Annotated in this window: 6 protein-coding genes, 3 tRNA genes and 3 rRNA genes; 3 read left to right on the forward strand and 9 right to left on the reverse strand. The window is 41.3% G+C overall.

The window, feature by feature from the left end; all coding sequences use genetic code 11:
• Positions 1-36: 36 nt before the first annotated feature.
• The 9 genes from J0J33_RS02305 to J0J33_RS02345 all read right to left on the reverse strand — a co-directional run bounded on the left by J0J33_RS02305 (position 37) and on the right by J0J33_RS02345 (position 8,064).
• A complete protein-coding gene (locus J0J33_RS02305; protein ID WP_019335267.1) occupies positions 37-933 on the reverse strand; it encodes a GRP family sugar transporter in 897 nt (298 codons plus the stop codon).
• A gap of 281 nt (positions 934-1,214) precedes the next feature.
• The gene (locus J0J33_RS02310; RefSeq protein WP_019292787.1) at positions 1,215-1,754 is read right to left on the reverse strand and encodes a class I SAM-dependent methyltransferase; all 540 of its coding nucleotides are present in this window, start codon (positions 1,752-1,754) and stop codon (positions 1,215-1,217) included.
• On the reverse strand, positions 1,747-2,691 hold the full coding sequence (locus J0J33_RS02315) for a TIGR01212 family radical SAM protein (RefSeq protein WP_061415309.1): 945 nt from the start codon (positions 2,689-2,691) through the stop codon (positions 1,747-1,749). The genes J0J33_RS02310 and J0J33_RS02315 overlap by 8 nt, the downstream gene beginning before the upstream one ends.
• 72 nt (positions 2,692-2,763) lie before the next feature.
• A tRNA-Asn gene (locus J0J33_RS02320) sits at positions 2,764-2,836 on the reverse strand.
• Positions 2,837-2,874: 38 nt separating this feature from the next.
• Positions 2,875-2,946, reverse strand: a tRNA-Glu gene (locus J0J33_RS02325).
• 6 nt (positions 2,947-2,952) lie between these two features.
• Positions 2,953-3,068 (reverse strand): 5S ribosomal RNA (rrf, locus tag J0J33_RS02330).
• A 198-nt stretch (positions 3,069-3,266) separates the two neighbouring features.
• Positions 3,267-6,166: ribosomal RNA gene (locus J0J33_RS02335) — 23S ribosomal RNA — on the reverse strand.
• A gap of 166 nt (positions 6,167-6,332) precedes the next feature.
• Positions 6,333-6,405: transfer RNA gene (locus J0J33_RS02340), tRNA-Ala, on the reverse strand.
• A 110-nt stretch (positions 6,406-6,515) separates the two neighbouring features.
• Positions 6,516-8,064, reverse strand: a 16S ribosomal RNA gene (locus tag J0J33_RS02345).
• Together the 16S, 23S and 5S rRNA genes with 3 tRNA genes alongside form the textbook arrangement of a ribosomal RNA operon.
• A 317-nt stretch (positions 8,065-8,381) precedes the next feature.
• Here J0J33_RS02345 and J0J33_RS02350 point away from each other — a divergent pair.
• The 3 genes from J0J33_RS02350 (at position 8,382) to dnaN (ending at position 12,089) form a co-directional block, all read left to right on the forward strand.
• On the forward strand, positions 8,382-9,170 hold the full coding sequence (locus tag J0J33_RS02350) for a ParB/RepB/Spo0J family partition protein (protein WP_173816977.1): 789 nt from the start codon (positions 8,382-8,384) through the stop codon (positions 9,168-9,170).
• A gap of 254 nt (positions 9,171-9,424) precedes the next feature.
• Positions 9,425-10,783 carry a chromosomal replication initiator protein DnaA gene (dnaA, locus tag J0J33_RS02355; protein WP_019292464.1) on the forward strand — a complete coding sequence of 453 codons (1,359 nt, stop codon included), beginning with the start codon at positions 9,425-9,427 and terminating at the stop codon, positions 10,781-10,783.
• Between the two features lie 163 nt (positions 10,784-10,946).
• The gene (gene dnaN, locus J0J33_RS02360; protein ID WP_173816975.1) at positions 10,947-12,089 is read left to right on the forward strand and encodes a DNA polymerase III subunit beta; all 1,143 of its coding nucleotides are present in this window, start codon (positions 10,947-10,949) and stop codon (positions 12,087-12,089) included.
• Positions 12,090-12,096: the final 7 nt, after the last annotated feature.

A 12,096-nucleotide genomic window follows, 5' to 3' on the forward strand; every position in this document is an offset into this window, starting at 1 on the left:
TCCTCTATCATCATATTTTTACATTTCTTCAGCACATCAATTATTGATACCTTTTGCTTTGACAATAGCAAGTAAGATTGCTCCAATAATAAACAATACTGTACCTATAGTAATGTAGGCTAACTCCTTTTTTGTTTTTTTCTCGCCTAAAAAGAGAATACCTCCAATTGTTGAAATGATTACTCCTAATTGGGAGAAGGAAAAAGCAATAGCATTCCCTGCCAGTGAAGCTGCGAGTAACATAAAAACATTACCCACGCCCCACATTAGTCCAACAGAAATATTTTTAAAAACAACTGCTTCCATTTTTATATCACCACCAGAAAGAACAAAAGCACCTACAACCATTCCGATTGACATTGGAAAAATAATTGTTAATGTATCAAAATGAATATTGAACCACAGAGCGGATAAATTATTAAACAAAATCACATAAGATACATAAGCTAAAGTCGAGTAAGCTAAACAAATCAAACCTCTAACATAGTGATGTTTTTCTACAGCAATGGTATTTTCAGGATCTCTTTTTGCAGAAAAATAGAAACCAACGATTAAAGCTAAAATGGCAATAAACCCTAATGTATATTGAATATTTTGGGTCCACTCATGGAAAATGAAGACACCGATTAGTGCTGCCAAAACGAGTTGGGACCCCGCAGATAAAGGACCAGCTACGGATACACCGAGATATTTCATAGAGTGAAACTGTCCACTTTGACCAATTGCCCAAATAAAGCCACCAATAAAACCAATAAGAAAAATAGGAAAACTTAATTGAGGTTGACGGATAAGAAATACTATCAGAGCAAAGACAAAGGCTCCAAAAGTCATCCCCAAAGTTTGTTGTTTTGCTGTTCCACCGATTTTATTTGATACAAAACCAATGGATCCCCATGCGAACATTGGGACGAGAGCGAGTAAAATTCCTTCCATTTCAGCCTCCAAAATAAATATTAACTAAAAATCTTCTTATTTTAACATTATTATACATAAATATCAATGCATTCTTCTTATCTATTTTTTAATTTGATGCACTTTTTAACCTACTATTTTAAATGAGTATTAATAGCTAGTCTTTTAAGCCTTAAAGTATTGATGGAAAGTTCTAACTACTCTTCCATTCTTTTAAAAGTTTATTTTTGACTCATTTTTATCACACTTTCATTCTAACAAAATAAAGAATCGAAAAAAAATAAAACACGCAAATACGTGTTTTATCGCTTTTCAATACAAATCAAAAAAGGTGGTGTATGGATCTGGTTCAGAGGCTCATATTTCATCACATGCCATTGTGCTTGGGGAAGCTCACTTGCCCAAGCAAGAACAGCATTTTTTTCACTTTGACCACCTTCGTGTCCGTAATAAACAACAAGCATAATCTGCCCATGAGGTAGAAGTTTTTCTTTTAGGATGTCTAAAGCTCTTAAAGTCGTACTGGGCTGTGTAATAACCGATTTATCTGCCCGAGGCAAATAACCTAAGTTAAAAATAGCAGCTTTTACAGAATCCTTGACATATTTATCAATACTCTCATGGCCATCTAAGATTAACTTGGCTTCTAGTTTTTTTTCTTGCAATAAAGCTTGGGTTGAAACTAAGGCTTCCTTTTGCACATCAAAGGCATATACCTTATCCGTCAAACCTGCAAGAAAAGCTGTATCCCAACCATTCCCCATGGTCGCATCAACGACCACATCACCAGACTTAATTGTTTTAGATAACATCTGATGTGCCATCTCAATTGGTCTAAGCATAGGTAATTGACTCCACTTTTCTAATATTTTTACAGCCTTGAACAGAGCCACGTCGCTCCATTTCACGATCAATCGCATTCAAGACTTCCCACTTATTTAAAGACCACATCGGACCAATCAAAGCCTCACGGGGTGCATCCCCAGTGAGCCGATGAATAACAATTTCTTTAGGTATCATCTCTAACTGATCACAGATAATCTTTACATATTCATCCTGAGACAAAAGTTGCAGACGTCCATCATGATAATCACGTTGCATTCGCGTATTTTTCATTAAATGCAGTAAATGAAGCTTGACACCCTGAATATCCGAATCTAAAATCATGCGGCGTACATTCTCTAACATCATTTCATGGCTTTCACCAGGTAATCCATTGATCAAATGGACACAAACATTAATATTATGCTCACGTAAACGAGCTACGGCATCCGTATAAGTTTGGTAATCATGTGCTCTGTTAATTAAATCACTTGTCTTTTCAAATGTTGTTTGAAGACCTAAGTCAATCCAAACTTCCATACGCGTATTAAGTTCCGCCAGATAATCAACCACATCTGGCGGAAGACAATCAGGTCGTGTTCCGATAGATATACCCACAACATCGGGCTGATTCACAGCCTCTTCGAAACGTTCACGTAAAACCTCAACTGGAGCGTGAGTATTGGTAAAGTTTTGAAAGTAGGCGATATATTTTTTTACACCAGGCCATTTTTTATGAAAAGCTTCAACTTCCACACGAAATTGCTCAGCAATTGGTGCATCAGGCTCTAATATCAAATCACCAGAACCAGATACGGTACAAAATGTACAGCCGCCATGTGCAACAGTCCCATCCCGATTGGGACAATCAAAACCAGCATCAATGGGAACCTTAAAAATTTTTTCTCCAAAAGTCCCTCTTAAATATTCGTTCCATGTGGTATAGCGTTTTTGCATAATATTTTACTTCCTTCAATATCTACTATTATAACACAACAAAAAAAAACAGCCACAGGCTGATTTACTTGACTGCGGATGTCGGGCTCGAACCGACGACAACACGATTAACAGTCGTGCGCTCTACCAACTGAGCTAATCCGCATAAAACAAAACCCGATCATAAATCGGGATTTGAGAATATAGTCCGTACGGGATTCGAACCCGTGTTACCGCCGTGAAAAGGCGGTGTCTTAACCCCTTGACCAACGGACCATATAAACTTGGCATTTACCCTATCTCGCAGGGGGCAACCCCCAACTACTTCCGGCGTAATAGGACTTAACTTCTGTGTTCGACATGGGAACAGGTGTATCTCCTATGCAATGAATACCAAATCATGGTCTAGTGCTTTTAGAGACGTTTTGACCTGTAGAAAATTAGGAAGTTGTGGTTCTGCGTCACACGCAGGTTCTCAACTTATCTATTTTCATAAGGTCAGGCTCTAAAAGCCTAAAGTTGAATGTATTGAACACTCAAAACTAAATAACAATCTCTTGATAAATAAGTAAAGCTGAACTCATATGTTCTATTACTTGGTAAAGTCCTCGAGCTATTAGTACTGGTCCGCTCCATCCCTCGCAGGACTTCCACTTCCAGCCTATCAACCTGATCATCTCTCAGGGCTCTTAATTCATAAAGAATGGGAAATCTCATCTTGAGGTGGGCTTCGCACTTAGATGCTTTCAGCGCTTATCCCTTCCCTACATAGCTACCCAGCGGTGCTCCTGGCGGAACAACTGGTACACCAGCGGTAAGTCCACCCCGGTCCTCTCGTACTAAGGGCAGATCCTCTCAAATTTCCTACGCCCGCGACGGATAGGGACCGAACTGTCTCACGACGTTCTGAACCCAGCTCGCGTGCCGCTTTAATGGGCGAACAGCCCAACCCTTGGGACCGACTACAGCCCCAGGATGCGACGAGCCGACATCGAGGTGCCAAACCTCCCCGTCGATGTGAACTCTTGGGGGAGATAAGCCTGTTATCCCCAGGGTAGCTTTTATCCGTTGAGCGATGGCCCTTCCATGCGGTACCACCGGATCACTAAGCCCTAGTTTCCTACCTGCTCGAGTTGTAGCTCTCGCAGTCAAGCTCCCTTATACCTTTACACTCTACACATGATTTCCAACCATGTTGAGGGAACCTTTGGGCGCCTCCGTTACTCTTTAGGAGGCGACCGCCCCAGTCAAACTGCCCGACAGACACTGTCTCCCACGCCGATTATGCGTGTGGGTTAGAGCAACCATGAAGCAAGGGTAGTATCCCAACAGCGACTCACTTGAAACTAGCGTCCCAAGGTCAAAGTCTCCTACCTATCCTGTACATGCTTCACAGGTACTCAATATCAATCTGCAGTAAAGCTCCATGGGGTCTTTCCGTCCTGTCGCGGGTAACCTGCATCTTCACAGGTACTAAAATTTCACCGAGTCTCTCGTTGAGACAGTATCCAAATCATTACGCCTTTCGTGCGGGTCGGAACTTACCCGACAAGGAATTTCGCTACCTTAGGACCGTTATAGTTACGGCCGCCGTTTACTGGGGCTTCAATTCAGAGCTTCGCCTAAGCTAACCCCTCCTCTTAACCTTCCAGCACCGGGCAGGCGTCACCCCCTATACATCACCTTGCGGTTTAGCAGAGAGCTGTGTTTTTGATAAACAGTTGCTTGGATCTTTTCACTGCGGCTGTATTTCTACAGCACCCCTTCTCCCGAAGTTACGGGGTCATTTTGCCGAGTTCCTTAACGAGAGTTCTCTCGATCACCTGAGGCTACTCGCCTCGACTACCTGTGTCGGTTTGCGGTACGGGTAGTATTGAATTAAACGCTAGAAGATTTTCTTGGCAGTGTGACATCAAGGGCTTCGCAACCGTAGTTGCTTCCCCATCACAGCTCAATGTTAAAGGAAAATGCATTTGACACATTCCACACCTCACTGCTTAGACCAGAATCCATTAACTGGCTCCCTTTAGCCTACTGCGTCCCTCCATCACTAACAATACTAGTACAGGAATATCAACCTGTTGTCCATCGACTACGCCTTTCGGCCTCGCCTTAGGTCCCGACTAACCCAGGGCGGACGAGCCTTCCCCTGGAAACCTTAGTCTTACGGTGGATAAGATTCTCACTTATCTTGCGCTACTCATACCGGCATTCTCACTTGTAATCGCTCCAGCACCCCTCACGGTATACCTTCATCGCTGATTACAACGCTCTCCTACCATTTAATTAATATTAAATCCACAGCTTCGGTAATATGTTTAGCCCCGGTACATTTTCGGCGCAGGGTCACTCGACTAGTGAGCTATTACGCACTCTTTGAATGATAGCTGCTTCTGAGCTAACATCCTAGTTGTCTGTGCAACCCCACATCCTTTTCCACTTAACATATATTTTGGGACCTTAGCTGGTGGTCTGGGCTGTTTCCCTTTCGACTACGGATCTTAGCACTCGCAGTCTGACTGCCGCACATGTGTATTAGCATTCGGAGTTTATCTGAAATTGGTAACCCGAGATGGGCCCCTCATCCAAACAGTGCTCTACCTCCAATACACTTAAATTGCGACGCTAGCCCTAAAGCTATTTCGGAGAGAACCAGCTATCTCCCAGTTCGTTTGGAATTTCTCCGCTATCCACAAGTCATCCAAACACTTTTCAACGTGTCCTGGTTCGGTCCTCCAGTGCGTCTTACCGCACCTTCAACCTGCTCATGGATAGGTCACTAGGTTTCGGGTCTACATCATGATACTAAAGCGCCCTATTCAGACTCGCTTTCGCTACGGCTCCGCCTCTTCAGCTTAACCTCGCATCATAACGTAACTCGCCGGTTCATTCTACAAAAGGCACGCTCTCACCCATTGACGGGCTCGAACTTCTTGTAGGCACACGGTTTCAGGTGCTATTTCACTCCCCTCCCGGGGTTCTTTTCACCTTTCCCTCACGGTACTGGTTCACTATCGGTCATTAAGGAGTATTTAGGCTTGGGAGATGGTCCTCCCGGATTCAAACTGGATTTCGCGTGTCCAGCCCTACTCAGGATACTGCTAGGTATAAAGTCTATTTAAAATACGAGGCTATTACTCTCTTTGGCTTACCTTCCCAGGTAATTCTTCTATAGACTTTAAGTCCACGTTGCAGTCCTACAACCCCAAGAAGCAAGCTTCTTGGTTTGGCCTGTTTCCCGTTCGCTCGCCGCTACTTAGGAAATCGTTTTTACTTTCTCTTCCTGCAGGTACTTAGATGTTTCAGTTCTCTGCGTTACCTTCTCGTAAGCTATGTATTCACTTACGGATACTATGCATAACATAGTGGGTTTCCCCATTCGGAGACCTAGGGATCAATGCGTACTTACTGCTCCCCCTAGAATATCGTCGTTAGTCACGTCCTTCTTCGGCTCTTAATGCCAAGGCATCCACCGTGCGCCCTTATTAACTTTGCCATTAAAACAAGTATAAGTTTTTTCGAACTATTTAAAATAATTCGCAGCTTTACAGAAATGTTTTACCATTTCTCGGTTTATTTATCGTTATAAGATATTGTTATTTAGTTTTCAATGATCAATTCCTATTTTAACGTCTTCGTTGACAAGACACTTTCGTATCTTATGGAGCCTAGCGGGATCGAACCGCTGACCTCCTGCGTGCAAAGCAGGCGCTCTCCCAGCTGAGCTAAGGCCCCTTCTCTCAACGCAATCTTCTCTATCTTGCATCAAAAGACTGCTTGTTTGGTCTTTATAGACCCCTCAAAACTGAATAAAGTAGAACAACATCTTTTTTTATATTCCTTAGAAAGGAGGTGATCCAGCCGCACCTTCCGATACGGCTACCTTGTTACGACTTCACCCCAGTCATCGGTCTTACCTTAGGAAGCGCCCTCCTTGCGGTTAGGCAACCTACTTTGGGTACTCCCAACTTCCGTGGTGTGACGGGCGGTGTGTACAAGGCCCGGGAACGTATTCACCGCGGCGTGCTGATCCGCGATTACTAGCGATTCCGACTTCATGCAGGCGAGTTGCAGCCTGCAATCCGAACTGAGAATGGTTTTAAGAGATTAGCGCACCCTCGCGGGTTGGCGACTCGTTGTACCATCCATTGTAGCACGTGTGTAGCCCAGGTCATAAGGGGCATGATGATTTGACGTCATCCCCACCTTCCTCCGGTTTATCACCGGCAGTCTCACTAGAGTGCCCAACTTAATGATGGCAACTAGTAATAAGGGTTGCGCTCGTTGCGGGACTTAACCCAACATCTCACGACACGAGCTGACGACAACCATGCACCACCTGTATCCCGTGTCCCGAAGGAACTCCTTATCTCTAAGGATAGCACGAGTATGTCAAGACCTGGTAAGGTTCTTCGCGTTGCTTCGAATTAAACCACATGCTCCACCGCTTGTGCGGGCCCCCGTCAATTCCTTTGAGTTTCAACCTTGCGGTCGTACTCCCCAGGCGGAGTGCTTAATGCGTTAGCTGCGCTACAGAGAACTTATAGCTCCCTACAGCTAGCACTCATCGTTTACGGCGTGGACTACCAGGGTATCTAATCCTGTTTGCTCCCCACGCTTTCGAGCCTCAGTGTCAGTTACAGGCCAGAGAGCCGCTTTCGCCTCCGGTGTTCCTCCATATATCTACGCATTTCACCGCTACACATGGAATTCCACTCTCCTCTCCTGCACTCAAGTCTCCCAGTTTCCAATGCACACAATGGTTGAGCCACTGCCTTTTACATCAGACTTAAGAAACCACCTGCGCTCGCTTTACGCCCAATAAATCCGGACAACGCTTGGGACCTACGTATTACCGCGGCTGCTGGCACGTAGTTAGCCGTCCCTTTCTGGTTAGATACCGTCACTTAAGTAATTTTCCACTCTACTTAACGTTCTTCTCTAACAACAGAGTTTTACGATCCGAAAACCTTCTTCACTCACGCGGCGTTGCTCGGTCAGGGTTGCCCCCATTGCCGAAGATTCCCTACTGCTGCCTCCCGTAGGAGTCTGGGCCGTGTCTCAGTCCCAGTGTGGCCGATCACCCTCTCAGGTCGGCTATGTATCATCGCCTTGGTAGTCCTTTACACTACCAACTAGCTAATACAACGCGGGATCATCAAGTAGTGAAGCAATTGCTTCTTTCAAATAAGAATCATGCGATTCTCATTGTTATGCGGTATTAGCGTTCGTTTCCAAACGTTGTCCCCCGCTACTCGGCAGATTTCCCACGCGTTACTCACCCGTTCGCCGCTCTTCATAAAAATAGCAAGCTATCTTTAATCATCGCTCGACTTGCATGTATTAGGCACGCCGCCAGCGTTCGTCCTGAGCCAGGATCAAACTCTCATTTAAATTTAGTTCATCAAATGAACTGGCTGTTGTTTTGTCTTTCATTATTGAATTGACAGTTGGTATACAAGAAGTTAACTTCTCGCATATAGTCATTCTACTTTATTCAGTTTTCAAAGGTCTATCGCTCTCGTAAGAGATACGCTCTCTCGCGACAACTATTATATTCTATCAAACTCAATTTGTTCTGTCAAGAATAAACTGTGCTTTTTCTCCCTTTTTTTTACACTCGTTCGGAAAACCCCGCCGTTGTCACGTTTAATCACTTATTTTTTTTGTGTTTTATTCTCGTTTTTGGCATTTTGTGGTATTATTAGCTCATGGAAGAAAAAATTTATCTACTAAATATAGAAGATATTAGTAAAAATCCTTATCAACCACGCAAACATTTTGATCACGATAAGTTAAAAGAGTTATCACATTCTATAGAAGTTAATGGTGTTCTTCAACCCATTATTGTTCGTAAGAGTAATCTTTTTGGCTATGAACTTCTAGCAGGAGAACGGCGTTTGCGTGCATCGAAACTGGCGAAGCTTGATAAGATACCAGCAATTATTCGTTCTTATTCTGATAAGGATATGATGGTGCTCTCTATTTTGGAAAATTTGCAGCGTGATGACATGAGTCCATTAGACGAAGCTGAAAGCATCAAAAAAATTTTAGAAAAAAGCTCATTGACTCATGATGAAGTTGCTCAACATCTCGGAAAATCTCGCTCATATATTTCAAATCTCTTGAGAATTTTAAAACTTCCTCAAGAAATACTTCATCTATTAGAAGAGAAAAAAATTAGTTTGGCTCACGCCCGGACACTTCTTGCTGAAGAAAATAAAGAAAAACAAGTTTCCTTAGCTCATAAAGTCATTCAGGAAAAACTTAATGTGCGACAACTTGAAGATATCATTTACCAAAAAGTTCCCACTAAAAAAACGAATAATAAAAAAAGCATTTATATAGAAGAAAAGGAAAAAGAAATTGCAAGATGTTTAGGTGTAAGTAATAAAATTTCATATAATGAAAAGCACCAAAATGGAAAACTAGAGTTGCATTTTGACAGTTTAGAAAAACTCGAAGAACTCTTGAATAAACTCACAAAAAATCCACAGTGAATTCACTGTGGATTTTTTATCCCAAGATTTATTCACAAAAATTTTGTTTTACTTTTTTGTGGAAAAGTTTAGAAATGCTTGTTATAGCATTCGCCTCCTGTGGAAAACTTTTCATTTTTCCAAATTATCCACAGTTCCGGGGATAGTTATCCACTTCTGTGGAAAATCCATATTTTTTTTCAACAGCGGTGGATAAATAGTTATCAACATGATATAATAGGTTCTACTTAATTTTAATATATTAGAGGAAAAATATGGCTCTCCAAAAAGAAAAAAAAGAATTTTGGACGAGAGTAAAAGAATTAGCGAAAAAAAATATCAAGCCGCAGTCTTATGATTTCTTCATTGAGCCTGCCCAACTGTTAGAAATTGAAAATGATGTAGCAACCATTATCGTGGGTGCGAAGTTTCATAAAGATTTTTGGCGGAGTCAGGAAGGACTAATCAGTACAGCTGGGTTTGAAATTTTTGATCGACCAATTCGTTTCAATTTACTTTCAGAAGAAGAAGTTTCAGAAAAAATTGAACAAGAAACCAATGAACAAGATGGATTTGATGAAGCACCTGCTCTAGCAACTCCGGACTTCACGCGCTTAAATCCAAAGTACATTTTTGATAACTACATCCAAGGTGAAGGTAATAAATGGGCAAAAGCTGCTGCTTTTGCTGTTGCCGATAAACCAGGGGATGTTTATAATCCTCTCTTCATTTATGGAGGTTCTGGACTTGGCAAGACACATTTGATGCATGCGATTGGCAACGAAATCTTGAAAGATAATCCGCATTCTAAGGTTAAATATGTATCTGCAGAAACTTTTGTCAATGACTATGTCAATGCAACACGTAAAGGACAGATGGCAAAATTTGAAGAAACATATCGAAACTTAGATATACTTCTTCTTGATGACGTCCAGTTCTTTAGTGATAAAGAAGGTACCCAAAACGAGTTTTTCAATACTTTTAATACTCTTCATGATCGTGGTGCTCAAATCGTTCTCACTTCGGACCGTATACCACAAGAACTCAATAAACTTGAGGAGCGTTTAGTGACTCGTTTTTCATGGGGATTAACGACAGACATCACAGCACCTGACTATGAAACACGTATGGCCATTCTCCAGACAAAGTCTGAGAGCAGTAATTTAGAATTCCCTCAAGAAACTCTTAGTTATATCGCTGGCCAAATTGACTCAAATGTCCGTGAACTTGAAGGTGCACTTAATCGTGTAGAGTTTGTTGCGAAAACAAACAACCAAACGGTAGTCAATATTGATACCGCCAGTGAAGCTCTGCGTTCTCTTAAAAGTAATACGCAGCAACCTTTGTCAAATTTGACAGTCAAAAAAATACAAGATGAGGTTGCAAAATACTATCATGTGTCAACAGCTGATCTTATTGGGCCTAAACGACCAAAAGAAATTGCATTTCCAAGACAAATTGCAATGTATTTGATTCGTGAATTGTTGGCACTCAGTCTTCCAGCTATTGGCAATGAGTTTGGTGGACGCGATCATACTACTGTCATGTATGCGCACAAGCAAATAACAGAAAAAATGAAAAATGACATCGATGTTCAAAAAGACATTGACGCCATCAAGCGACTGTTTCAATAAAAAGTGACCTGTGGAAAACTTCAAAAGATTTCCTTGAGTTATCCTCTACTTATACACAGTGGAAAACTTATAAAAGTTCATGTTTTCGCGCTTATCCCCATACTCACAAGACCTACTACTATTACTAATATATTTATATAAATAAATAAAGAAAAGGACTATCATGATAAAATTTTCAATTAACAAAGTAGCTTTTCAAAATGCACTAAAAATTACTAAACAAGCGATTGGTTCAAAAGTTACTATTCCTGCTTTAACCAAATTAAAAATTACAGTCAGTGCAGAAGGAATTACACTAACAGGATCCAATGGTCAAATTTCGATTGAGAACTTTTTACCTGCCAGTGATAAAGATGCTGGAATGAATATCTCTGGTACTGGTAGTATCTTATTGGAAGCTTCATTCTTTGAAAGTGTAGTTAGTCAAATGCCAGAACTTACTTTAGAATTTGAAGAATTAGAACAAAAACAAGTACTACTCACTTCTGGAAAGTCAGAAATTACTTTAAAAGGACAGGATGCCGAAATTTATCCACGTATTCAAGAAATTTCACAAGAAAATCCTCTTAAAATTAATGTTGGTTTTTTGAAAGAAATTTTTACAGAAACAGTATTTGCTGTAAGTACGCAAGAAAGTCGTCCTATTTTTACTGGGGTACATTTGGTCTTATCAGATAAGAAAAATCTCAAAGCTGTTGCGACTGACTCACATCGTATGAGCCAACGCTTGCTTGCTCTTGAGAATGACGGTTCTGATTTTGATGTCGTTCTTCCTAGTAAGTCTATCCAAAGTTTCAAAAATGTATTTACTAATGATGAGGAAGATTTGGATATTTCCTTGGCGAATAATCAAATTCTCTTCCGTAATGAGCGTATCAGTTACTACAGTCGTCTAATTGAAGGTACTTACCCTGATACGAATCGTTTAATACCTAATGAAGCTGATTATAGCTTAAATCTCGTCTTTGATGTGGCTGCTTTACGTCGTACAATGGAACGTGCACGTCTCTTATCAAATGCAACATCAAATGGTACTGTTAAACTTACTGTTTCAGGAGATTCAGTAATTACAACAGCCAATTCACCTGAAGTTGGTAGTGTTCATGAAGAGTTGACAGCAATTGAAAAAACTGGTGAGGATATTGCAATCAGCTTTAACCCACAATATCTGATTGATGCGCTTCGTGTTATAAAAGAACCGGAAGTTCGTATTCGTTTCATTTCAAACGTTCGTCCTTTTACACTTCTTCCTAAAAATGATACAGACAGTTTCGTACAGCTTATTACACCTGTCAGAACAAACTAAAAAATGT

The sequence above is a fragment of the Lactococcus sp. LG1267 genome, from assembly GCF_017309545.1.
Classification (GTDB): Bacteria; Bacillota; Bacilli; order Lactobacillales; family Streptococcaceae; genus Lactococcus; species Lactococcus petauri.

Bases quoted from the DNA above. Each gene is read 5' to 3' on its own strand.
- dnaN (WP_173816975.1), top strand. From the start codon at position 10,947: ATGATAAAATTTTCAATTAACAAAGTAGCTTTTCAAAATGCACTAAAA.
- dnaA (WP_019292464.1), top strand. From the start codon at position 9,425: ATGGCTCTCCAAAAAGAAAAAAAAGAATTTTGGACGAGAGTAAAAGAA.
- J0J33_RS02315 (WP_061415309.1), bottom strand. From the start codon at position 2,691: ATGCAAAAACGCTATACCACATGGAACGAATATTTAAGAGGGACTTTT.
- J0J33_RS02310 (WP_019292787.1), bottom strand. From the start codon at position 1,754: ATGCTTAGACCAATTGAGATGGCACATCAGATGTTATCTAAAACAATT.
- J0J33_RS02350 (WP_173816977.1), top strand. From the start codon at position 8,382: ATGGAAGAAAAAATTTATCTACTAAATATAGAAGATATTAGTAAAAAT.
- J0J33_RS02305 (WP_019335267.1), bottom strand. From the start codon at position 933: ATGGAAGGAATTTTACTCGCTCTCGTCCCAATGTTCGCATGGGGATCC.